This is a genomic window from Fodinicola feengrottensis, from assembly GCF_010993775.1.
Classification (GTDB): domain Bacteria; phylum Actinomycetota; class Actinomycetes; order Mycobacteriales; family HKI-0501; genus Fodinicola; species Fodinicola feengrottensis.
In genome coordinates, this window is record NZ_WOTO01000005.1 from 1 (window position 1) to 21,771 (window position 21,771).

At 64.9% G+C, this 21,771-nt stretch carries 22 protein-coding genes and 3 pseudogenes; 16 read left to right on the forward strand and 9 right to left on the reverse strand.

What is annotated here, in order from left to right; all coding sequences use genetic code 11:
• Nucleotides 1–321 precede the first annotated feature (321 nt).
• Both GNX96_RS49085 and GNX96_RS05470 read right to left on the reverse strand, forming a co-directional pair.
• On the reverse strand, nucleotides 322–507 hold the full coding sequence (locus GNX96_RS49085; RefSeq protein WP_279579452.1) for a hypothetical protein: 186 nt from the start codon (nucleotides 505–507) through the stop codon (nucleotides 322–324).
• Between the two features lie 339 nt (nucleotides 508–846).
• Nucleotides 847–1,107, reverse strand: coding sequence for a hypothetical protein (locus tag GNX96_RS05470; protein ID WP_163567267.1), 261 nt, complete (start codon nucleotides 1,105–1,107; stop codon nucleotides 847–849).
• A gap of 405 nt (nucleotides 1,108–1,512) precedes the next feature.
• Here GNX96_RS05470 and GNX96_RS05475 point away from each other — a divergent pair, with 405 nt between their 5' ends.
• The 3 genes from GNX96_RS05475 to GNX96_RS05485 all read left to right on the forward strand — a co-directional run bounded on the left by GNX96_RS05475 (nucleotide 1,513) and on the right by GNX96_RS05485 (nucleotide 4,333).
• Nucleotides 1,513–2,364 carry a helix-turn-helix domain-containing protein gene (locus GNX96_RS05475; RefSeq protein ID WP_279579453.1) on the forward strand — a complete coding sequence of 284 codons (852 nt, stop codon included), beginning with the start codon at nucleotides 1,513–1,515 and terminating at the stop codon, nucleotides 2,362–2,364.
• A gap of 13 nt (nucleotides 2,365–2,377) precedes the next feature.
• The gene (locus GNX96_RS05480; RefSeq protein ID WP_279579454.1) at nucleotides 2,378–2,509 is read left to right on the forward strand and encodes a DUF397 domain-containing protein; all 132 of its coding nucleotides are present in this window, start codon (nucleotides 2,378–2,380) and stop codon (nucleotides 2,507–2,509) included.
• A gap of 1,551 nt (nucleotides 2,510–4,060) precedes the next feature.
• Nucleotides 4,061–4,333: a hypothetical protein gene (locus GNX96_RS05485; RefSeq protein ID WP_163567269.1), complete on the forward strand. Its 273-nt coding sequence runs from the start codon at nucleotides 4,061–4,063 to the stop codon at nucleotides 4,331–4,333.
• 211 nt (nucleotides 4,334–4,544) lie between these two features.
• Here GNX96_RS05485 and GNX96_RS05490 read toward each other — a convergent pair whose 3' ends face one another.
• Nucleotides 4,545–5,492, reverse strand: coding sequence for an alpha/beta hydrolase (locus GNX96_RS05490; RefSeq protein ID WP_163567270.1), 948 nt, complete (start codon nucleotides 5,490–5,492; stop codon nucleotides 4,545–4,547).
• Entirely contained in the window at nucleotides 5,489–6,139 is a 651-nt protein-coding gene (locus GNX96_RS05495) for a TetR/AcrR family transcriptional regulator (protein WP_163567271.1), read from the reverse strand. The genes GNX96_RS05490 and GNX96_RS05495 overlap by 4 nt, the downstream gene beginning before the upstream one ends.
• 82 nt (nucleotides 6,140–6,221) lie before the next feature.
• On the opposite strand from GNX96_RS05495, the gene GNX96_RS05500 reads away from it, so the two are divergent.
• Together GNX96_RS05500 and GNX96_RS05505 are read left to right on the forward strand one after the other, a co-directional pair.
• A complete protein-coding gene (locus GNX96_RS05500; protein ID WP_279579455.1) occupies nucleotides 6,222–8,006 on the forward strand; it encodes a flavin-containing monooxygenase in 1,785 nt (594 codons plus the stop codon).
• A 29-nt stretch (nucleotides 8,007–8,035) separates the two neighbouring features.
• The gene (locus GNX96_RS05505; protein WP_163567273.1) at nucleotides 8,036–8,503 is read left to right on the forward strand and encodes a DUF3592 domain-containing protein; all 468 of its coding nucleotides are present in this window, start codon (nucleotides 8,036–8,038) and stop codon (nucleotides 8,501–8,503) included.
• Here GNX96_RS05505 and GNX96_RS05510 read toward each other — a convergent pair.
• Nucleotides 8,425–9,699: an ankyrin repeat domain-containing protein gene (locus GNX96_RS05510; protein ID WP_279579456.1), complete on the reverse strand. Its 1,275-nt coding sequence runs from the start codon at nucleotides 9,697–9,699 to the stop codon at nucleotides 8,425–8,427. The two genes, GNX96_RS05505 and GNX96_RS05510, sit on opposite strands and share 79 nt — an antisense overlap.
• Nucleotides 9,700–9,712: 13 nt before the next feature.
• Here GNX96_RS05510 and GNX96_RS49090 point away from each other — a divergent pair, with 13 nt between their 5' ends.
• From GNX96_RS49090 to GNX96_RS49110, 5 genes are all read left to right on the forward strand, one after another.
• Entirely contained in the window at nucleotides 9,713–9,979 is a 267-nt protein-coding gene (locus GNX96_RS49090) for a hypothetical protein (RefSeq protein WP_279579457.1), read from the forward strand.
• Nucleotides 9,980–10,320: 341 nt separating this feature from the next.
• Entirely contained in the window at nucleotides 10,321–11,388 is a 1,068-nt protein-coding gene (locus GNX96_RS49095) for an alanine--tRNA ligase-related protein (RefSeq protein WP_279579458.1), read from the forward strand.
• Nucleotides 11,333–11,881 carry an alanine--tRNA ligase-related protein gene (locus GNX96_RS49100; RefSeq protein WP_279579459.1) on the forward strand — a complete coding sequence of 183 codons (549 nt, stop codon included), beginning with the start codon at nucleotides 11,333–11,335 and terminating at the stop codon, nucleotides 11,879–11,881. Before GNX96_RS49095 ends, GNX96_RS49100 begins: the two co-directional genes overlap by 56 nt.
• A 103-nt stretch (nucleotides 11,882–11,984) precedes the next feature.
• Nucleotides 11,985–12,440 carry a hypothetical protein gene (locus GNX96_RS49105; protein WP_279579460.1) on the forward strand — a complete coding sequence of 152 codons (456 nt, stop codon included), beginning with the start codon at nucleotides 11,985–11,987 and terminating at the stop codon, nucleotides 12,438–12,440.
• Nucleotides 12,441–12,502: 62 nt separating this feature from the next.
• Entirely contained in the window at nucleotides 12,503–12,994 is a 492-nt protein-coding gene (locus tag GNX96_RS49110; RefSeq protein WP_279579461.1) for a DHHA1 domain-containing protein, read from the forward strand.
• A gap of 46 nt (nucleotides 12,995–13,040) precedes the next feature.
• Here the strand turns inward: GNX96_RS49110 and dhaK are convergent.
• Nucleotides 13,041–14,049 (reverse strand): annotated as a pseudogene (gene dhaK, locus GNX96_RS05520) (dihydroxyacetone kinase subunit DhaK).
• A 129-nt stretch (nucleotides 14,050–14,178) separates the two neighbouring features.
• Between dhaK and GNX96_RS05525 the strand changes: the two are divergent.
• From GNX96_RS05525 to GNX96_RS05535, 3 genes and pseudogenes are all read left to right on the forward strand, one after another.
• Nucleotides 14,179–14,655, forward strand: coding sequence for a MarR family winged helix-turn-helix transcriptional regulator (locus GNX96_RS05525; protein ID WP_279579462.1), 477 nt, complete (start codon nucleotides 14,179–14,181; stop codon nucleotides 14,653–14,655).
• A 59-nt stretch (nucleotides 14,656–14,714) separates the two neighbouring features.
• Nucleotides 14,715–15,462, forward strand: a pseudogene (locus GNX96_RS05530) (ABC transporter ATP-binding protein).
• Nucleotides 15,422–16,244, forward strand: a pseudogene (locus GNX96_RS05535) (ABC transporter permease). Before GNX96_RS05530 ends, GNX96_RS05535 begins: the two co-directional pseudogenes overlap by 41 nt.
• Here the strand turns inward: GNX96_RS05535 and GNX96_RS05540 are convergent.
• From GNX96_RS05540 to GNX96_RS05550, 3 genes are read right to left on the reverse strand one after another with little or no spacing between them, the layout of a single operon-like run.
• A complete protein-coding gene (locus tag GNX96_RS05540; RefSeq protein ID WP_163567275.1) occupies nucleotides 16,204–17,295 on the reverse strand; it encodes an MFS transporter in 1,092 nt (363 codons plus the stop codon). The pseudogene GNX96_RS05535 and the gene GNX96_RS05540 sit on opposite strands and share 41 nt — an antisense overlap.
• Entirely contained in the window at nucleotides 17,234–17,446 is a 213-nt protein-coding gene (locus tag GNX96_RS05545; RefSeq protein WP_163567276.1) for a hypothetical protein, read from the reverse strand. The genes GNX96_RS05540 and GNX96_RS05545 overlap by 62 nt, the downstream gene beginning before the upstream one ends.
• Before the next feature lie 42 nt (nucleotides 17,447–17,488).
• A complete protein-coding gene (locus GNX96_RS05550; protein WP_279579463.1) occupies nucleotides 17,489–18,490 on the reverse strand; it encodes an esterase/lipase family protein in 1,002 nt (333 codons plus the stop codon).
• A 9-nt stretch (nucleotides 18,491–18,499) separates the two neighbouring features.
• On the opposite strand from GNX96_RS05550, the gene GNX96_RS05555 reads away from it, so the two are divergent.
• The 3 genes from GNX96_RS05555 (at nucleotide 18,500) to GNX96_RS05565 (ending at nucleotide 21,473) form a co-directional block, all read left to right on the forward strand.
• A complete protein-coding gene (locus tag GNX96_RS05555; RefSeq protein WP_279579464.1) occupies nucleotides 18,500–19,054 on the forward strand; it encodes a GNAT family N-acetyltransferase in 555 nt (184 codons plus the stop codon).
• Between the two features lie 10 nt (nucleotides 19,055–19,064).
• Nucleotides 19,065–19,568 carry a LysE family translocator gene (locus GNX96_RS05560; RefSeq protein ID WP_279579465.1) on the forward strand — a complete coding sequence of 168 codons (504 nt, stop codon included), beginning with the start codon at nucleotides 19,065–19,067 and terminating at the stop codon, nucleotides 19,566–19,568.
• A gap of 270 nt (nucleotides 19,569–19,838) precedes the next feature.
• A complete protein-coding gene (locus tag GNX96_RS05565) occupies nucleotides 19,839–21,473 on the forward strand; it encodes a PucR family transcriptional regulator (protein ID WP_279579466.1) in 1,635 nt (544 codons plus the stop codon).
• Nucleotides 21,474–21,771 lie beyond the last annotated feature (298 nt).

The window sequence follows — 21,771 nt, forward strand, 5'->3', positions numbered from 1 at the left end:
TTTTTGTGCACCGTCCTTGCTGATCGATCGTCCGATACGCCTGGACAAGGTTTCTGGCCGAGAATTGTCGGCTTCGCCGAAAACTGCGGTGTCTGCCAGATCGTGCTTGGCTACGGTTTGACGCATGGTCGTCGAGTGGCGATTTGCATGCGTACTACCAGCGACTTGGGTTCCGTCTGGTGCGGATAGCCGACGTGACACCACCGAGCGGTGCTCTGTTCGAACGGTCAACACAGCTGGCTTCGAATACCCGGTGACAGTCCTGGCTGACCCGGCGGCCGGACTTCTGTGCGGTGATCACCAGCATCGGGGCGAGGCTCGTCACCGACGACCGTGATTGTCCAGTTCCCTGAGGCGGTCAAGGGTGAGTCGGAAGGCGGCGGCCTGGCCATTGAAGAAGTCGGCGGCCCGTTGGTCGCCATTACGCTGGCTTAGCGCCAGCCGGCTGGATACGTCGTCAGCTAGCTGCCCAAACTCGCGACGTAACTCGTCTGACAGACTGGTCATCGCTGCCTCAGGCGGGTACGACGAACCATAGGCATTGAATTCGTGGGTGGTGCATCGTCGTACTGTCGAGGATTTCTGCCAGCGGCGGCAAGCACATCCTCGGCATTGGAACGAACGGCACAAGGCCAGTTGTCTTCGCACTTCCAGGCGCGGCAGAAGATCCGACCGTCAGCGATTAAAGGCTGATGATCCCTGCAGTGCTTGATCGCTACGGCCACCAACACCGAGTCAGGGTGAATTATGGAAGGCACGTCCGCCTCCAGGCGAGTTTGAGAGCAAGTAGGCGGATCGGCCGGAGAGGGGAGCAACCTCAACCCTCTCCGGCCGACATATGTGGGGCTACAGCCGGCCGGCATTCCAAGCAGCCGACGCGCATTCCCCGTTGGACATCCACGTTGTGGTTTTTACGCGCTCACCCTCGTTGTAGACCGTTAGCGCGTGAACGGTCTGCGCGCACACCTGGCAGTTGCTGACGAGGTGCCCAACCATCAGGCCCTCACCAAGCACGAGCCGATCGGGAATCTCGTACGTTTTCCCCGGCACATGGTCATGGCCGCCGCCTCTGCTGCGCGCAAAGGCCAGGGCGTCACTGATGCTCATATCAGGGACCTCGCTGCGCGATAACGGCACATGACGAACGTGTTCGGCGTGTGCCACTCTTCCTCGCTGTTCTCTTCCCTCACGACGATCAGCCAGCAGCGACGACAGCGGCACACCTCGATCACGCAATCCGCGTGAGAAATGCTGCCCAGCGGTTCGCCTGCCTGGTGGGGGGGTCGTTTCGTGCATCTCACCGTCCGGCGGTTCGGTGACGGATTCGGCATCACTGCGTGGCTCCTGGACGTGGATGTGGGCCGGCATAGCCAGTGCCTCCAAGTGTTTGCAACAGTTCGCTGTGTAACAGCAACACCGCTACCATCCCACTGTAAACACATACTCGCAACCATCAAGAATGAGAAGTTACAGAAAATGACACCCGAGCCATCGACTGGGCAAGCTACCCCTGTGGCCCGCTCCTACGTACGTGCTCGGCGTCTCGGTATCGCTCTTCGCGAGTACCGGAACGCTGCTGGCCTGACCCTTGAGCAGGTCGCGGAGGAAGTCGCCGTTACCAAGGCAACAGTCAGCCGGATGGAAACCGCGAAGACGATCAGCCGGCCGGCGATCATCCGAGCCATGCTCCAGCTGTACAACGTGCCGAGAGACGAGATCGAACGGTTCGCACAGCTTGCGAAGGACGTGCGTTCCAAAGATTCATGGTGGCGCGCGTACGACCTGCCGGGCCGAGTCGCGGACCTCGTTGCGCTGGAGAGCGACGCCATATCGATCTCTGTGTACGAGACGAACGTGGTGCCTGGATTGGCGCAGACCGAGGCTTACTGCCGGGCGGTCGTTACTGCAACAACGCCTGTCGTGATGGCTGATGCGGCCGTCGACGAATGGGTTGCCTTCCGGATGCGCCGGCAACTCCGCATCCTCGATGACGAGGACGCTCCACAGGTCTCGATCATCATCGACGACTCAGTGCTTGATCGGTTCGTCGGTGACAGCCGGATCATGGCCGAGCAGATCGAACACCTCCAAATGCTGGGCGACCGGCCGAACATCACGGTTCAGGTCGTTCCCGTCGCTGCCGGCATCCATCCAGGATTGCCCGGATCAATCACGCTCCTGGAGTTTGACGATCTGATGCCAGCGAACGTGTACATCGACACCGTGCCGGGAGACGTACTCCTCGACACTCCAGCAGCCATCCAGCGCACACAGCAGGCGTTCAACGCGCTTCGCGCTCGGGCTGCCACACCCGAAGCCAGCCGCGACCTACTTACCGCGCGGCGCCCCAAAGAAGATCCATAGAGGAAGGCTCACCATGGTTACAACTCGCCAGTGGCGCAAGTCCACCCGTAGCGGCTCGAACAACAACTGTGTCGAGGTTGCCGCCACCACCGACCAGACGCTCATCCGAGACAGCAAGCTCGGCGACCACTCTCACCAATCCTGACTGTATCGCCGGCAGCCTGGAATACCTTCGTGGCAAGCATCCGGTAGCCGAGAACGACGAACGGCCCCGCTTCCTTCCGGAAGCGGGGCCGTTCGCGTGCTCAAGATCTAGTCACGGTCAGCAGAGGTGAGGCAGTATGCCGTCATGGGAACGGCGGGGAGTCCTGGGAAGAATCGCTTCGCCGGCTGGAAGCTGTCAACGAGCGGGCGACGAACGCGCTTGGTGGGCAACACAACTACCACGAGCGGCCGATTCCTTGGGCGGCGTGGTTCGTCTCCCATCTGCGCAATGGGCTTCCTCCGGCCAAACGCGGGAAGATCGTGTATGCCGCAGCCGTTTACCGAGACCATGCCGGAATCCGACATGCTGTCGTGGCTTCGTCAGACCGGCATGGCAGGTTTCTGGACTCCGTCTGGGAACGACTTTCCGGCGACGAAGAGATTCCAGACATCCCGGGCGAGGGAATCCATGCGGAGACAAGAGTGCGCCTCGCCTACCTTGACGACCTGATCAAGGCCGATCCGCGAATAACAGTCGAGGTGATTGCCGCATCCGATCCACTCTGTCCGGAGTGTGACAACTCGATCAGGGCACGGCAGATCTACACCCCGACGCGCAGGCAGGGAGGGCAACCGCCGTCACAGGGTTATGGTGGACAACAGCCACCACCGCCACGACTACCACCACCGCCAGCACAACCACCGCCACCACAACCACCGGGAGGGCGACCATGGCGACCCAAGCGGTAAAGCGCCGTCGGCTTGCGCACCTAGATGCCCAGCTCACGGAGGCCATCACTGCGGCAGCCCCCCCCAAGCACAGCGAGCTATCGCCCTTGAAGCGCTCGGACACATTGCAACGCTCGCTGACTGGCCAGAGGGCACGCGCCAGGCGGTAGACGCGGCCAACCGCAATGAGTTCAGTGCGACAGGTCGGACATGGCTAGCGGACGCTGCCGACCGGACGGACGATCTTCGGCTAGCAGCTGAGGAGGACTCGGACAACAAAGGTGCGGCGGACCACTACTGGCGGATCACATGCGCCTACTCCGCAGCCCGATGGGTGCTCGATGACGACCCTTCCGCAGCCGCGCAGGATGCCGTCTACCACGCCGCGATGGGTGGCGACCGGCATCATCTTTTTTTTTCGGTCGTTCGTGCTCGACTGAATCTCGCTCCTGCCTGATCGAGGCCGGTTCTACAGTCTCAGCACCAGTCTCATTTCTAGTCTCATTCGCTGCCGTACGGCGGCGTTCAGCGTCGGACGTCGGGAAGTATCGTGCCTGCTCACGGACGTTGTCGGCCCACGATCTGGACAGCTGGGTGGACGCCGCGTACGCCTTCCGGCGGCCGCCGCTGAGCAACTCTGTGTACTTTTCGTCGCGGAAACATCGTCGTCGGCGTCGATGTCGACCTCGGCTACGGCGGCGGAAACCAAGTCAGCGAGCCGCCGGTCCCGTTGGCGAGATCTATAGCACAGCGGATGGCCCCTTAAAGGGAGCGCCGCAATAACTAGACAGGACCTAGTCGGCGAACGGCTCATACTCGGGTTATGGCGAGTGTGTCCCAGCGGCTGCAGCGGCGGATCGAGCGGGATTTCCCCGCGCCAGGAAGTGCGCCGTCGGTGATCGGGATGGTCGCTGCGATCAGCGACTCCGAACGCATTCAGGCCGGCGTTGTGCTGTGTGCTCGGGGCGACCTTCATCGGCTGCGCGATGCATGCGCTCTCGCCGAGCTGGACTGGCGGGACGTACTGATGGGGGCCGGGTTGGCACACGAGGACTGGCCGTCGCGGTTGGACGCTGAGCTCGGTCCGACGAGGTAGGCAATGCCACCGAATGGCTAGTGTCCTGCGACTCTCTGCCGCGGCGTGCTGCCGGGTCGCTGACCCGGTGGCACCACTCGAGTGGTCGCGGTGACGTTCGGCAGTGGGCGTTGTCCGGTGAGTACGGACAGTCCGGACCGGTCGCCGTAAAGTTCGTAGCGATAGAATGCGATCGCGTAAGTGGTGAGCGCGTTCTGCTGGGTGTTAGGGGCTAATTCCTGGGTCGGGCAGCAGGTGCTGTCGTCCTCGCCGAACTGGTACGGCGGTGTCCAGGTCGCGTTGTAGTAATTGTGATTGGCGCCCTTAGCGACACTGAATAGTCGGTCACGGTGTTCCGCCCAGCGAGGTCGTCCAGATATTCTTGCCCTGCCTCGTGAACCGCGCCGTCACAGGTCCCGGTGACCACTGTGAACGGCAGCCCGGTAATGAGGGTGTCGCTGTGGTCGCCTTCCGGGATGTCGAATTTCACTGGAGCCAGACCGAGAACCGCTCGTACGCGTACGCCAGCTGGCCATTCCGCGCGGTGCTTGTCCGACGCCTGCCACATAACACCCTTGCCGCCGCGAGAATGCCCCAACGTACCGACGCGAGTCAGGTCGAGATGCCCGGCGAATTCCGGTGTAACGCGGTGGCCGGTGGCCGGGTCGACGAAATGGCCGGACAGTTGGCCGCGGGCGCCGCTGGCCACCTGCTGCCACAGGCGCAGGTGTTCGTTGACAAGTCGCGCCCGGTCGCCGTAATCAAAGGACGTCTGGTTAATTCCGTCCGCGCTGATCGACACCACCACGAAACCGTGGTTGGCCAGCGCGTCTCCCAAATAGTCGTAGCCGCGATAACTGGGAAACGGATGCGAGCCGGCCGGGCACGGCCAGGTGGCGGCATCCTTGCTGTCGCAGGCCCACCACGATCCGTGCGCCATCACGATCAACGGAAGCCGGCCGGTGAGCCTGCGCGGATAATGTACGACCGCGCGGAGTTCGCTGACCGTGCCGGTCTGCGGATCGGTGAATGCTTTGTCGCCCAAATCGTACGTGGCGACGGCGACCGAGCCGGATCCCTCCTGAGCCGCGGCCGGCGTCGGCGTACCGGCGGCCAGCAGCCCCACCAACAGGAGCAGCGCCGCCGATATCGCGACCGCGAACTTCCTTCGTGTTCTCATAGAGAGGAAACGTCCGACCAGGCCACCTCGTTGAGTGCGGCGGTCAGGGTGGCTTCGACGGTGTGGGCGCAGATGTGGGCGACTTCGTCGGGGGTGCGACCGAGGTCTCCGGACAGGGCCTGGGTGGTGAATCCGGATAGTTGCACGGCGATCGCGTCGACCAGCCATTCGGGTGGATTTTCGTGGCCGTGGCGGGCATTCCAAAGGCGGGCGGTGACGGCGGTCGCGAAGCGATTGCGGCTGGCACGGCAGTCGGTGGCCGCGGCGGCGAGTTCGTCGGAGAGGTTGTCGGGCTGCAGGGCGGAGAGTTCCCAGAAAACGTGGCCGTTCTCGGCGTTGAGTCGGTGCGTGACGACCAGCAGGTCGAGCAGCCATGATCGCAGGTCACTGGATTCCGGCGCGGGTGGGATTCGCTGGCCATAGCGGGCGATGCCAGCCTGGATGGCGGCGGCGAAAAGGTTGTCGCGGGTGCTGAAATGCCGAAAGACGGTACGTCGGTTGACCCCGGCCTCTTCGGCCACGTCGTCAATGGTCGCGGCGAGGCCACGAGTGGCCAGGGCGGTGCCGGCGGCTCGGAGAATGCGTGAACGGGCCAGGTCGCGTTGCTCGTCGGCGAGCGATGGCGCGATCGCGATGTCCTCGGTCACGCGCCGAATCGTAGCATCGCGACCTTGAAAATGTCACCCATGAGTGACATGCTGGCACTGTTGAGTGGCTAGGGAGGTTGCGGTGGATAAAGACGCGTTGCGGCGGAAATATCTGGCCGAGCGGGACAAGCGGCTCCGGACGGACGGCAACGAGCAGTACGTACGGGTGGCCGGCCAGCTCGCGCACTACCTCGACGATCCGTATACAGCCAGGGCCGAGCGCGAGCCGAAGACCGATCATCGGACTGTCGTCTGCATTGGTGGCGGATTCGCTGGCCTGGTGGCCGCCGCGCGGCTACGGGAAGCGGGCATCGCGGACGTACGGATCATCGAAAAAGGTGGCGATTTCGGCGGCACCTGGTATTGGAACCGCTATCCGGGCGCGCAGTGCGACACGGCTTCCTTCGTTTACATGCCGTTGCTCGAAGAAACCGGCCACATGCCCACCGAGAAATACGCGCACGCGCCCGAGATTCTCGAGCACTGCCAGCGGATCGGCAAGCAGTTCGGCCTGTACGACGATGTGCTGTTCCACACCGAGGTCGTGGATCTGCGCTGGGATTCAGGAAAATCGCAGTGGATTATCCGTACGAACCGAGACGATGTCTTCACCGCACAATTCGTGGTGATGGGCACCGGGCCTCTACATGTGCCCAAACTTCCTGGGATTCCCGGTCTCGAGTCGTCGTTCCGCGGCCATTCTTTTCACACCAGCCGCTGGGACTATGACTACACCGGCGGCGATCCGGCCGGTGCGCCGATGGACGGGCTGGCCGGCAAACGGGTGGCCGTCATTGGAACCGGCGCGACCTCGGTGCAGTGCGTGCCACGGTTGGCGCGGGCAGCCGGGGACTTGTACGTTTTTTTCCAGCGCACACCGTCCTCTGTGGACGTACGAGACAACCATCCGACGGATCCTGAGTGGTTCGCGCAGGTGGCCACCGCGGGCTGGCAGCAGCGGTGGCTGGACAACTTCACCGCCAACCAGACCGGCGGCCACGCCGAGGAAGACCTGGTGATGGACGGGTGGACCGACCTCGCCCGGCGGGTACGTGCGAAGGCGCGCACGCTTGCGCCCCAAGATCGGACCACGGCGGCGGTCATGAAGGCTTTCGAGGACTCCGATTTCGAGAAGATGGACGAAATCCGGGCCCGCGTCGACGCTGTGGTCGAGGATGCCGACACCGCCCAAAACCTGAAAGCCTGGTATCGCCAGCTGTGCAAGCGGCCGTGCTTCCATGACGAATACCTGCAGGCGTACAACAACCCGCATACGCACCTGATCGACACCGACGGCAAAGGCGTCGAGAGAATAACCGAAACCGGGGTGGTCGTCGCCGGTCGTGAGTACGAGGTCGACTGCATCATTTACGCGTCCGGTTTCGAGGTTGGCACCAGCTATGCAAGGCGTGCCGGTTATGAGGTCATCGGCCGCGACGGTGTCACACTTTCCGACTACTGGGCCGATGGAATGCGTACGCTGCACGGGATTCACATGCACGGATTCCCGAATGCCTTCATGGTGCAGCCAACCCAGGGCGCGAACCTGATTTCCAACATTCCCCACAACATCGTCGACTCGGCTCGTACCATCGCGGTGGCCGTCAAACATGCTCTTGACGGCGGTTTCGGCGAAATCGAGGTCACCCGGCCCGCTGAGCAGGCCTGGATCGACCTGTTGCTGGCCGGTCCGGGACGAGTGCTGGGATCGCCGGACTGTACGCCGGGCTACTACAACAACGAAGGTGTGGACGAGGGGCCGCAGGCGCGACTGCGGGTCGGCTATCCGGCGGGCCCAACCGCGTATTTCGAATACATCGACTCCTGGCGGGAGTCCGGAGACTTCGCGGGCCTGGAATTCCGCTGACTCGCCCAGCTGCGGGTAGATTGGGCGACATGTGGTTTCTGCTGGTCAGCCTGTTCCTCGTGCTCTGCATGCTCTACGGTTTGGTGCGGGCCGGGCGCAAAGACTGGGAATTCTTCAGAATTCGCCGCTCCGGCATCCGGGTCACCGGCGAGGTTATCGGCGACGATCCGCGCAGTCGCGGAAGTTCTGGCGGATATCTGCTGGTGCCGATAGTCCGCTACGACATCGACGGGAAACAGACCGAGGCGCCGGTCGCGAACTCCACTGACAAACGTGAGGTCGGCGACCGGCTGGACCTGGTGGTCGATCCGGCGAAACCGGTGGGAGCCGTGGGTGCTCTACCACAACATGTTTTCCCAAAGCCTGGTCATTTACGCGATAGGGCTTCTGGTCGCGGCCGGATTCACTTGGTGGGCGATTACTGCCCTTCAGCAGGCCAGGTAGCGGCCAACGGCTCAGTGACCGGAGCGAGTACGTCGACGGCTTCCGGGCGGTGACCGTGTTCGGCCCAGCCCAAGGGAGTGGCGTCGAAGCGACTGTCCCGGACGTTTGGGTCGGCGCCGACGGCAAGGAGCGCGCGCAGGATGGGAATGTCGCCGCGCCAGGCCGCGTCGTGCAGGGCCGTACTTTCCTCGAACAGCTCGTTTACCTCGATGCCGGCTTCGGCGACTATCGCCACCGCCTCGGTGTTGCCGGTCGCGGCGGCACGGACCATAAGGCCGGGGCGTACGTCCTCAAGCAATCCGGGATTCTCGGCGCGCAATCGGGTGACGGCTAGTTTGTCGGCGGCGAGAAAAGCCGCGACGAGCTCCTGAGCCGGCGACGCAGACGGGCGGGGCGCGCCAGCGGCGACCAACAGGTCGACGATTTCCCGATAGCCCTGCGCGGAGGCTGTTTGTACGGGCGAACGGCGATCGCGGTACGTACGTCCGAGGTCGGTGAACGGCCTTCTGATGTCGACGCCATGGTCGATGAGCAGCCGTACGCGAGCAGCGAATCCGCTCTTAATCGCCCAACTTAGTTGCATCCGCACCATCTCGGCCGGCGACTGGACCGTGTCACCCATCCGGGCCTTCCACGGGCCACCGTCGCCGGTTCCCAAGCCGTACTGGAAAAGCAGCTCGAGATGGTCGTTGTCCGGAAAGAACATCCGGTTGTAGAGCGTCTGGCCGTCGTTCGGGTCAGCGCCGGCGTCCAGCAGCAGCCGCGCGAGGGCGAGCGACCGTGGGTGCCGCGGCTGTTTGCCGGGCCCTTGCTCGCCCTCGCCGAACGCACCCGTGAGCACGGTGAACGGGATCGGTAAGCCCTTCCATAAATAGCCGGCATTTGGGTCCGCGCCGGCGTCCAGCAGCAACTGCGCGGTTTCCAGCGGTGAGCCGCCGCCGAGCCGGGAGTACGCGAGGGTGAACAGCGGCTCCCAACGGTGCGGGCCGCCTTGCCGATGGACCAACGACGGGTCCGCCGCCAGCAGGTCGCGTACGGCCTCGGGATCGGCCGCCGCCGCGGCCGCCCACATCGACGCCCGCCGGATCTGCGGGTGCTCAGCCAGCAGGTTCGCCGCCGCCCGCGCCCAGCGCTCAGGGCCGTCGTCCGGGCTATAGATCAGGCAGGCGAGCCGACAGAACTGGTCAGCAAGATCGTCGGTGTCGGCGTCCGACGCCACATCGGGGTCGCGGCGGAAAGTGTCGACCACGTCGAGATGGTGCTTGAGTCGGGGCCAACTGGCGAAGCCGTACGAGCGAGCGATCACCAACTGTGCTGCGCTGAGGGGAAAATCCGCACCGGAGAGCTGGTCGCGATGGTGCTCGGCGACCTGGGCGAGGGCGTCCGGCGTCCGGATCCTGGGCCCGGACGGCTCGCTGCAGCGCCCGTGCTCGGTTGCGCAGGTTCGCGAGGCTGGGATCGGCGGGCAGTGGGACGGTCGACATGGCGACCTCCTTTCGCAACGCCTGCTGTCCGCGTCGTCAGGCTGAAAGGAGGCTGGAGGCCACGCTGAAGTCAGCTCAGGTGGGCTTAGCCCTTCCCGCGGACCGGCGGCACCCTGCGTGCCACCAGCCAGCCTACCTCACGATGAGTGATGAAGGACGTGGTTGCCTGAAGGCGAATTCCGGTTGGCCTTCGCGGCCGGGACTGGGCTATCATCGGGCCGATCTGTTTGGCGCGAGTTGAGGAAGTTGACATGACGGTGGCGGGACGGCGAGCTAGCCGCACCGAGCGGGGCTGAACCCCTCGGTTCCGGCTCGGTCTTCTGCTGCCCGTTTTTCCTTGTCAACGCGCCACTTTCGCGGTGCGTCCTCGCAGTGAGGCCTCGATCATGCGTGCCCCCGAGATCCGCCAGAAATTCCTCGACTACTTCATTTCACGCGGACATTCCCAGCTACCGTCCAGTCCATTGGTGTCCGACGACCCGACGTTGTTGCTGACCAATGCCGGGATGAACCAGTTCAAGCCGGTTTTTCTGGGCGAGGTCACGCCAGCGTCGCCGCGCGCGACCACAGTACAGAAATGTGTGCGTACGGTCGATATCGAGAATGTCGGCCGGACCACTCGGCATGTTACTTTCTTCGAAATGCTCGGAAATTTCTCGTTCGGTGACTATTTCAAACCGGAAGTCATCAGCTATGCGTGGGAAGTGCTGACCGAGGTCTATCAGCTGCCACCGGATCGGCTCTGGGTCACCGTCTATCTCGACGACGACGAAGCGGTCGAGGTGTGGCGGCGGATCGGCGTGCCAGCGGACCGGATTCAGCGGCTCGGCTGGGCGGACAACTACTGGTCGATGGGCGTGCCCGGGCCGTGCGGGCCGTCGTCAGAGATCTGTTATGACCGTGGTCCGGCGTACGGCGAGCCGGGCGGCCCGGCGGTGAACGACGAGCGTTATCTCGAGCTGTGGAATCTGGTGTTCATGCAGAATATTCGCGGCGAGGGCGGCGACAAGGACGGGTTTGCGGTCGTGGGGGAGTTGCCGCGCCGCAATATCGACACCGGACTGGGCCTGGACCGGCTCGCGATCATCCTGCAGGACGTGGAAAGTATTACCCAGACCGATTTGTTGGCGCCCACCTTCGAAGTCGTCGAAGACCTGGTCGGCCGGCGATTTCCGGGCCACGACGGCACTGAGGCGTCAGTGTCGTACCAAGTGGTCGTCGACCATGCGCGGACGATCGCCTTCCTGATCGCGGACGGAGTTCTGCCCTCCAACGAAGGCAGCGGCTATGTCCTGCGCCGCCTGATGCGCCGGGCGATTCGGCACGCGCAGTCGCTTGGCGTGACGGATCTGGTGTTGCCCACGATCACCACAAGCGTGGTGGACAACCTCGCGCGAGGTGTGGCCGGAACTGGCATTGGCGAGGTCGCTGATCGAGCGGGTCAGCGACCGTGAGGAGCAGTCTTTTGGTACGACACTGCGGCAGGGCACCAGGCTGTTGGACGCGGCCATCTCCCGGACCCGTACGACCGGCGGCTTCCAGCTGTCCGGCGAGACGGCGTTCGAACTCCATGACACGTACGGATTTCCGGTCGACCTCACCATCGAGGCGGCGCGTACGGCCGGCCTGACCGTCGACGGCGATCGGTACGCGACGCTGCTGGAAGACCAGCGACAGCGGGCGAAGTCCAACAGGAAGGGGAAAACTTCGGCGGCGCTGCACCGACAGGGGACATATCGGCAGTTGATGGCGAAATATCGCCCGACCGAGTTCGTCGGCTATCACGAGACGGTCGCCGAGACCGAGGTGCTGGCGGTGCTGCGAAACGGTGAGCCGGTGCAGTCCGCGACCCAGGGGCAGGAGGTGGAGATCGTGTTGCGTCGCAGCCCTTTCTTTCTACGCCGAATCCGGTGGCCAGGTCGGCGATATCGGCACCCTTGCCGATGACGCGGGCACGGTCGTTGACATCACCGACACGCGATATGGGATCGCCGATCTGCGGCTGCACGTTGCCCGGATCACCTCCGGTGAAGTCCACAGTGGACAGTCGATGCGGGCCGTCGTCGACAGCTCGCGGAGGGCGGCGGTGGCTCGTTCGCATTCGGCGACTCACGTGCTGCACGCGACCTTGCGGCGGATTCTGGGCGACCATGCGCGGCAGCAGGGATCGCTGGTCGCGCCGGACCGACTGCGGTTCGACTTCACCCATTTCGCGGCGGTCGACAGCGAGCAGCTCGACACGATTGGCATGCTGGTCAACGAATATCTGCTCGATGATCCGGACGTACGAGTGTGGCACGCGACCCGCGCGGAAGCGGAGGCGGCCGGGGCGACCGCGTTTTTCGGTGAGAAGTACGGCGATCGCGTACGAATCGTCGACATTGGCGACGCGTCTCGCGAACTGTGTGGTGGCACCCACGTTGGTCATGGCGCGCAGGCGGGTCCCATTCGGATCTACGGCGAGTCGTCCGTTGGCGCGCGGGGCTGCGCAGGATTGAGGCGCTAACTGGGCGGGACGCGCTTCGTTTTGCTGATACCGAAAGGCGAATTCTCGGCGAAGTCGCCGCCTTGCTGGGCAGCCGGCCAGAAAACGCGGTGACGACCCTGCATGCGCGGCTCGCCGCGCTGGCCGCCGCGCAGGAATCCCTGCGCGGGCTGCGGAAACGCGAGCTGGACGTGTTGGCGGGGTCGCTCAGCGGGCAGCGCCGCGAAGTCGGCGACGGCTGGCTGGTCACCGCGCGGCTGGACGACGTGTCGCCTGAGGAACTGCGGCCGCTCGCGGTGGCGGTGCTGGGGCGTACGCCCGATGTCGCCCCCGGCGCGGTCGTGCTGGCCACCGCGTCCAGCGACAAGGCGCAGCTGGTGGCGGCGATCAACGCAACGCTGCTCGGGCGTGGCCAGCCGGCCCGGGTTTTGCTGGGACTGGCGGGAAAGACCGTCGGCGGCGGCGCGGGCGGCACCGGTCCGATCGGCACCGCCGGCGGCCGGTGGGCGGAGCGGGTGGACGCGGCGCTGACGCAGGCGGAATCGGCCGCGGTCGCTCTCCTCACCCGCTCGTAGTTGCCCCGTTGCTTGCGCCAGCCGCAAGCAGCGGGGCGTTGCGGACTTACCAGCGCAGGGCGGGGGTGGTGACAGGGGCGTCCCAGAGGGAGAGCAGTTCGTCGTCCAGCCGGAGCAGGGTCAGCGAGCAGCCGGCCATCTCCAGGGAGGTCACGTACGGGCCGACCAGCGAGCGGGGCCACGGTCAGGCCGCGGGCCGCCAGGATGCGGGAGATTTCCCCGTACATCAGGTAAATTTCGATCAGTGGGGTGCCGCCCATCCCGTTCAGGAAGGCGAGCACGGTGTCGCCGCGCCGCAGTGGCAGGTCCGCGACCACCGGTTCGACCAGCAGTTCGGCGATTTCGGCGGCGGTCGCGTGCGGCTCGCGGCGGCGGCCCGGCTCGCCGTGGATGCCGATGCCGACCTCCATTTCGTCGTCCGCCAGCTCGAAAGTCGGCCGGCCGGCGGTCGGAACCGTGCAGGAGGTCAAAGCCACCCCCAGGCTGCGCCCGTTTTCGTTGACCCGGCGGGCGATCGCGGCCACTTCGGCGAGCGGGCGGCCCTGTTCGGCGCCGGCTCCGGCGATCTTTTCCACCAGTACGGTCACTCCGACGCCCCGCCGGCCCGCGGTGTAGAGGCTGTCCTGGACGGCGACGTCGTCGTCCGTACGAACGGTCTCGACCTGGATTTCGTTGCCCGCGCCGGAAAGCGCGGTGGCCAGCTCGCCGGCCATCTCGAAGTTCAGCACGTCACCGGTGTAGTTCTTCACGATGTGCAGGACGCCGGCGCCGTTGTCGACCTGTTGGGTGGCGACCAGCATCTGGTCTGGTACGGGTGAGGTGAAGATTTCGCCGGCACAGGCCGCATCCAGCATGCCGGCGCCGACGAACCCGATGTGCATCGGCTCGTGTCCGGACCCGCCGCCGGACACCACGGCGACCTTCCCGAGCCGGGCCGGCTCGGCCCGGTAGACGATCCGGTGGGTGTGGTCGACGCGGATCTGAGGATGCGCGGCCGCGAAGCCGGCGAGCGCTTCCTTGACCACGTCGGCGGGATCGTTGATGAGCTTCTTCATCGCCGTACTCCTCGTGCCCGGAACTGTCCGTCCCTACCCTGCCGTGCCCGCTCGGATTGGCAAGCAGGACGTCCCCCTCCGGCAAACCTCCTATTGAGAGTTGCTCTCAATAAGAGGTATCATGTGGTGGTGACGGATCCTGAGTCGGCGGCGATCGCCGAGGAGTTGATGGCGACCACGCGCGCGTTGCGCCGGGTCGTACGCCGGCAGTTGCGGCCGCAGACGCCCGGGCCGGCGCTGCGCGGCGCCCAGCTGGAGTTGTTGCGTGTCGTCCAAGGGGAGCCGGGCATCGGCGTCGCGGCGGCGGCCCGAGCGCTGCACCTGGCCGGAAACTCGGTCAGCACGCTGGTCAACCAGTTGGTCGACCACGGGATGTTGGTCAGGGAGACCGATCCGGACGACCGGCGGGCCATCCGGCTGCGGCTCACCGAGGCGGCCAGTCAGCGGCTGGAGTTCTGGCGGCAGGCCCGCGACGAGTTCGTGGCCACCGGGATCGACGAGCTGGCCGACGGGCAGCGGCGGGCGCTGGCTCAGGCGATGCCGGCGATGTGGGCGTTGTTGGCCAGTCTGGAAAAAGTGGAGGCTGAGAGGGCGGTGGTCGAGTGAGTGTGGATGAGTCAGCAGCGGTGCGATGTGTGGACCTGCGTTACAGTTTTGGTCATACGATGGCGGTCGACGGGGTCGACCTGTCGATCGCGCGGGGCAGTGTTTTTGGCTTGCTGGGGCCAAATGGCGCCGGCAAGACCACCGCAATCCGGATGATTACCACGTTGTTGCCGGTGCCTTCCGGCGCGATCCGGGTTTTCGGGGTGGACGTGGCCCGGCACAAGCTGCAGGTGCGCCGGTTGATCGGGTACGTGCCGCAGCAGCTATCCGCGGATGGTGCGTTGACTGGGCGGGAAAATGTGGCCCTGTTCGCCCGGCTTTTCGACGTGCCACGGGCATATCGCAAGGCGGCGGTGGACCAGGCGCTGGAATCGGTCGGATTGACGGACGCGGCCAAACGTACGGCTTCGACGTACTCCGGCGGCATGATCCGCCGGTTGGAATTGGCCCAAGCCCTGGTCAGCGCACCAAAACTGCTGGTGCTGGACGAGCCGACGATTGGCCTGGACCCCGTTGGCCGGGCCAGCGTGTGGGAACGGCTGGCCGAGGTACGGGCCGCCACTGGCATGTCGATTTTGGTGACTACGCACTACATGGACGAGGCGGAGCAGAACTGCGACGAGATCGCCCTCATGCACCGCGGTCGGATCACCGCCCGCGGCACGCCTGGAACTGAGGACGAGCGTCGGTCCAGACGCCACTCTCGACGATGTTTTCCGCGCCACCACTGGTGATGATCTCTCAGGTGCAGGGGAGGGGATGCGAAGTGTCCGTTCAACCCGACGTACGGCCCGCCGTCTGGGCTGAGCCGGTCCAACGCAGCCTGCCGGGGCTGCTGTGGTCGCGTACGACCACGATGTGCCTGGTAGAGCTGCAAAGACTGATGCACGACCGGACCGAGTTGATCACCCGGGCCGTCCAGCCGGCGCTCTGGTTGCTGGTTTTCGGGGAGACTTTCACCCGGCTGCGGGTGATCCCGACCGGGAACGTCCCGTATTTGGACTACCTGGCGCCCGGGATTCTCGCTCAGTCAGCCCTTTTCATCGCGATTTTCTACGGCATCCAGGTCATCTGGGAGCGCGACGCCGGCGTGCTGGCCAAGCTTTTGGTCACGCCGACGCCACGGTTCGCGGTGATTACCGGAAAGTCCTTCGCGGCAGGCGTACGGGGCACTCGTCCAGGCGCTGGTCATTATGGTGCTCGCACTGCTCCTCGGGGTCGGCATGACGGCGAATCCCTTGAAGTTGCTGGCGACGGCGGTCGCGTTGCTGCTGGGATCGGCGTTTTTCTGTTGCCTGTCCATCGCGATCGCTGGTCTGGTGCTGTCCCGCGACCGGGTGATGGGCATTGGCCAGGCAATCACCATGCCGCTGTTTTTCGCATCCAATGCGCTCTATCCGACCGATTTGATGCCTTCCTGGTTGCAGATCGTCAACCACGTGAATCCACTCGGCTATGAGGTGGACGCGTTGCGTGGCCTGTTGATCGGTACGCCCGCGCAGCTCGGTCTTGACTTCGGCGTGCTGGTTTTCGCTGCCGCCGCGATGATCACGATCGCGTCGGCGCTGCTTCCCCGGCTGGTGCGGTGACCGTCTGCCGGACCGCCCGGTTGGCCGTGGTGACGATCGCCAACACCGCCAGCCAACCGCCGAAAAAGTAGGTCGCGGTGGCCGCGCCGATCCATCCGATCAAGGTGCTGCCCAGCAATGTCCCGAGCGAAAGGGCTCCGGTGGTCACCGTCTGCACCGCGCTGGTCGTACGGCCGCGCAGCTCGTCCGGGGTGATGGACAGTCGGTACGACGTCATTGCGACTGTGTAGATCGGCGCGACCACCGATTCCAGCGCGGCCACGATCCCGAGTGACAAGACGTTGGGAGACAAGGCATAGAAGGGAAACATCAGCGCTTCCAGCCACAGCATGACGATGGCGATCCGGCCGACCGGGAACATTTCGGTGGCACGGGCGCAGGCCAGCGCGCGCCCAGTACGCTGCCGATGCCGGCGGCACTGAAGATGAGGCCGATCTGGAAAGGCGTCCCGCCGAGGTGCTGGGCGAGCACGATGATCAGCAGATATCCGGCGCCGTACCGAATGTTGTCCAGCCCCACGATGACAGTCAGGAAGCGGATCACCCGATGGTGGCCGATCCACCGCAGGCCGGCGGCGATCCACACTGCCCAGCCGCGGCCGCACCTCTGTGCGCTTCTGCTGGAAATCGGCGCGCATCAAAGAAAGTGACACGGCCGACACCGCGTACGAGACGGCGTTGACCACGAAGGGCACCGCGCGGCCCAGCCCGTAGAGAATGCCGGCAACGGTGGCGCCGGCGATCCGTACGGTGTTGGCCGCCGACTGGGAATATCCGAGCGCGGCGGTCAGCCGGTCGGCGCCGACCACATTGGGCAGTGCGGCCGTGTTCGCCACCTCGAACAAGGTGCTGAGAATCCCGGAAAAGACGGCCACCGCACACAGCTGGCCGAAAGACAACCAGCCGAGCCAGAGCGCGACCGGTACGCTCGCGGCCAGCACCAGCCGGCCGAGCTCGCACCAGATCATCGTGATCTTGCGGTTCCAGCGATCAGCGAGCGCGCCGGCGAGCAGCCCGAAAACCAGGAACGACACCGTTTGGAGTGCGAGCACCACTCCGGCCTCGGTCACCGAGCCGGTTGACAGCCAGCACCAGCAACGGCATCGCGAGCCCCTGTGCCTGATCGCCGACGTACGACGCCAGTTGACCGCCGAGCAGGATCGTGAAGTCACGATCCCGCCAGAGGCTTCGCTGCTCAGTCACCCGCGAGAGTCTAGGCGCGGCCTCGCGGCGTTCCTAAGGATTTTACAGCGGCAGTCCGAACGAACAGAACACTCGGCCCGGATGAGTGGGATCGAGTGCGTTCTTGATCATCTGGGTGACGTCGCTGTCGAACGCCAACCCGACGTGGCCGACTGGATCCAGCGGGCAGGTGTTCTGCACGTACGCGTTGTGGACGCCCGATTCCGCGACGAAGGCGGTGCTTGTCGGGGTGACCAGCTCGTCCGATCGGCTGGCGATGATCGTGTAGTCCACGCCTGGCTGGGAAATCCGGCCAGCGTTCAGCCGGGCCACCGCCGGGCCGCCAGTGATCAGGTCATTGCAGGCCGGGCAGCCAAAACCGGTCAGCACCTGGCCGACCAGATCGCGGGCGCCCAGCAAATACGCGATATTCACCAGCCCGGCGAACGTTGTCCCGTGGGTAGGTGGCGCGAGTGCGACCACCCGGTGGATCCTGCCGCTGTAGCCGAGCACCTTGGGAATGTAGAGCGACTGGAAAGCACCCTCGGAATGGCCGACCAGGTCCACTTTGGACGCACCCGTACTCTGCCTTACCCGGTCGATGAAAGCGGTCAGCTGAACAGCGGAGTCGGCGATCGCGATGGTGCCGCCTACCGGAATCGCGGACGCCTGCCCGTACGTCGTCGTGTACGCGCAATAGCCAGCGGCGGCCAGCGCCGGGCCGATAGTGGCGAAGTTGCCCGGTCCGTTGCCGCCGAGGCCGTGAATGAGCACGACCGGGTCGGGGCGGGTGGACGACGGCCGGCACGACCAGTCGTCAAATCCGGATGATCGGGTCGCCGCGGCGGCTGGTGCCGCGCTGGCCAGCAAACCTCCCACTACAACGGCGACAACTGCGCCATAACCACCTTCACCGACGACATGCGCATAGTGCCCCCCAAAACGACAGTGAGAAGAGGGTGGACAGTAGATCACGGTAATCACCGGACTACCGCGAGTCGCCGCGATCTGGATCGAGTCAGGCCGCCGAAAAACTGGGATGCGTACGGCGTCGATCCGGATCAAAATCAAACGATGCCCGAGTTGATCGCACCGAGCGTACGTGTTCACACCTCGTTCCTCGCCGCGATGGCCGAGTTCCAGGCCGAAGGTCGGGGCGGACCGGGCGATCATTCGTCGGTTGGTCGGGAGATTCGGGAGTACGGGCCGAGGTGGGCCGATCCGGCGGTATTCGCTGATTTTGCGGCCAGCCTGCGGGCCGAGGCCGACGTGAGCATTCCGGTGCCCGAAGGGTGGGTCCACAGCACCACCCTTTGGTATGTCGGAGGGGACGAATATCTCGGCCGGGTCGCGCTTCGGCACCACCTGACGCCACAACTGACCGAGGTGGGCGGCCATGTCGGATATGACGTACGTCCCTCGGCCCGCCGTCGCGGCTATGCGACCGAAATGACCCGGCAGGTGTTGGCGATCGCCGCCGGCCTGGGGATCGAGCGGGCGTTGATCACCTGCGATGCTGACAACGTCGCGTCACGCCGAGTGATCGAGGCCAATGGAGGTGTGTGGGAAGATCAACGCGGCGAAACGCTGCGATTTTGGGCACCCACCGCAAAAATACAGTCAGTGTAGGGTTAAGGCTATGACGCTGACGAGTTATCTTTCGTATCTCGCCTTCGCGATAGTGGTGACCATCGCACCCGGCCCGGATTTCGCACTGACCGTGACGAATTCGCTGCGCGGTGGGCGAAAGGCTGGATTACTGACCTCGCTGGGGATCGCCAGCAGCAATGTCCTGCAGGGCACCGCGGCCGCGCTCGGTCTCGGCGCCCTGATCGTGCATTCCCAATGGGCTTTCACCACCATTCGCTGGGCTGGGGTGGCCTATTTGGCGTATCTCGGCATTCAGACCATCCGGTCGGCGATCAAGGGTCGCTATGATCTATCCGAGTTGCCGGCGGATCAGGTCAGCGCGCCGAAATGGCTGCGCTTTCAGCAGGGTTTCCTTTCGAACATCACCAATCCAAAGGTCCTGACCCTTTATTTGTCGGTGCTTCCGCAGTTTTTTTGGGCAGCGCCTCGGCTTCGGTGCCCAATGCGCTGTTGCTCGCATATTCGCACGCGGTTTTCGGTCTCATCTGGCTGACCGTGCTGGTGGCGTTCCTGCACCAGATCAGGAGTTTCCTGCGACGCCGGCCGGTGCGTGCGCCGCACGCTGGACGCAGTGACCGGCCTCGCGATGCTGGGGTTCAGCGCCAAGCTCGCCACCGAAACACACTGACAATCTGACCGGTAGAATCTGACAGTATGTCAGCTTCGCTGAGCGTGGCCGAGCTGCTCGACCTGCCGGTGCTGAGGGCCGGCCGGCCGGAGGTGTTGGCCGGCCGCGACAGCCTGGGCCGGCCGGGTTCGCTGGGTGCACGTGAGCGAGCTGGCGGACATCGCCGGGCTGCTGTCCGGCGGCGAGGTCATCCTGTCCACCGGCATTGCGCTGCCCGACTCGGCGGCCAAACTTCGCGCATATGTGGAAGAGCTCGCCGGCGCGGACGCGGCTGCTCTGGTGGTCGAGCTGGGCCGCCGATTCAGCGCGTTGCCGCCCGCGCTCGTACGAGCGTGCGAACAGCACCGGCTGCCGTTGATCGCGTTGCGCCGGCAGGTGGCCTTCGTCCGGGTCACCGAGGCGGCGCATTCCCGGATTATTGAGGCACAAACCGCCGCGTTGCGCTCGTCCGAGCAGGCCCACCAGGTGTTCACCGCGCTGGCGGTGGGACGGCGCCGAGCCGGCGGACATCGTCAGGGAGGCGTCCCGGGCGTCCGGATGCCCGGTGGTGTTCGAAAACCTGGCTCACCAGGTGTTGTCGTACGACGCCGCCGGCACGCCGGTCGACGATTTGCTGGCCGACTGGGAAGGTCGTTCGCGGGCAGCGCGTACGGATGCGCGCACCGCGGTTTGTGGCCCGGAAAACTGGCTGGTGACCGCGGTCGCGGCCCGCGGCGAAGTGTTCGGCCGGCTGGTGATGGTGGCGCCGGAGTCGCCGGCGCTGAACCATCCGATGGTGTTGGAAAGGGCCGCCACCGCGCTCACCCTGAACCGGTTAATCGAACGGGACCGGGAAACCCTGGAACAGCAGGCGCAGCGGTCCATTCTCACCGACATCATTCACGGCCGCTACGCCGCCGAGGCGGACATGCACGCGCGTACGGCCGCCCTCGGTGTGCCGACCCGTGGGCGATCGCTGGTCGCGGTGTGGTTGACCTGCCCGCCGGGAAAACCACCGGCCAGCAGCGGCCATTGCGCGACTATGACGGGGAACTGGTGGCCGGTGCGTTGCGAGCGGCTGAGATTCCCGGGATTGTCGCCGCGATGTCCGAGGGGCGGGTCGGACTGCTGCTGCCGGTACGAGCCGCGGACCGATCAGGGGCGCTGCACCGGATCTGCGGTCACCTGCAGGAAAGCAGCCACCGGGACCGTGGCGAGAACGCCCGGATCGGAGTCGGTACGACGGTGGCCGACCTGGCCGAGTTCCGCCGCTCGTACGCCGAGGCCGGTCAGGTGGCTGACGCGGCCCGCGGATCGGGGCAGCGCAAGGCTTTCTACGAGCTGCCGGATATCCAGCTGCCGGGGCTGCTTTACGTTTTGCGGGACGATCCACGATTGCAGGCTTTTGTCGAGCGGACGCTGGCTCCGCTGCTGGAAAACGATCGGCGAACCGGTAAGGATCTGTTGGGGGTGCTGCGGGCATTTCTTCGGCATCCGGACAACAAGTCGCAGGCCGCGCAGGAAGCACATCTGTCCCGACCATCCTTTTATGGGCGGCTGAGCGCCATTGAGGAGTTGCTGGATGTCGATTTGGGGTCGGCCGAAACTCGTACGTCCCTGCATGCCGCGATGATGGCGCTGATTCTCTCCGGCAGAAGTGAAGACGGCTTTCGGGTGCACTCGCTAGGATTGTGCAACAGTATGGCCGCGATCGGATGGTCGCCATGCGTAAGGCGCATGGTCTGCTATCATGGAAAAACTTCACGTCCCGGTTTCTTTCCGTATGGTTGAAGTAATCTGATAAGAATTCTTACCTAAAGCTATTGCGTGGTCGCGGCCAGTGCCCTACGGTCAACCAGGAGCCGCCGGTGCCGGTCGGTTCGGTATCTGGGGGACCCGAGGGGGTCCGCCATGCCAGCGATTTTCTCAGCGTTGAGCCGTGCTCTTCACTGGGATAAGGGCATGGCGGTAGGTTCGGCGATATCGCGACCGGCGCGGGCGGCTCCCTTTCTTTCGGTGGCGAGAAATCAACCGTCCATTCTGGACGCCCACGGTGGCCGCCTGCCCGCGTTGATATCGTGACGTGCAC

Bases quoted from the DNA above. Each gene is read 5' to 3' on its own strand.
- GNX96_RS49085 (WP_279579452.1), bottom strand. From the start codon at position 507: ATGACCAGTCTGTCAGACGAGTTACGTCGCGAGTTTGGGCAGCTAGCT.
- GNX96_RS05470 (WP_163567267.1), bottom strand. From the start codon at position 1,107: ATGAGCATCAGTGACGCCCTGGCCTTTGCGCGCAGCAGAGGCGGCGGC.
- GNX96_RS05480 (WP_279579454.1), top strand. From the start codon at position 2,378: ATGGTTACAACTCGCCAGTGGCGCAAGTCCACCCGTAGCGGCTCGAAC.
- GNX96_RS05485 (WP_163567269.1), top strand. From the start codon at position 4,061: ATGGCGAGTGTGTCCCAGCGGCTGCAGCGGCGGATCGAGCGGGATTTC.
- GNX96_RS05490 (WP_163567270.1), bottom strand. From the start codon at position 5,492: ATGAGAACACGAAGGAAGTTCGCGGTCGCGATATCGGCGGCGCTGCTC.
- GNX96_RS05505 (WP_163567273.1), top strand. From the start codon at position 8,036: ATGTGGTTTCTGCTGGTCAGCCTGTTCCTCGTGCTCTGCATGCTCTAC.
- GNX96_RS49095 (WP_279579458.1), top strand. From the start codon at position 10,321: ATGCGTGCCCCCGAGATCCGCCAGAAATTCCTCGACTACTTCATTTCA.
- GNX96_RS49105 (WP_279579460.1), top strand. From the start codon at position 11,985: ATGCGGGCCGTCGTCGACAGCTCGCGGAGGGCGGCGGTGGCTCGTTCG.
- GNX96_RS05555 (WP_279579464.1), top strand. From the start codon at position 18,500: ATGCCCGAGTTGATCGCACCGAGCGTACGTGTTCACACCTCGTTCCTC.
- GNX96_RS05560 (WP_279579465.1), top strand. From the start codon at position 19,065: ATGACGCTGACGAGTTATCTTTCGTATCTCGCCTTCGCGATAGTGGTG.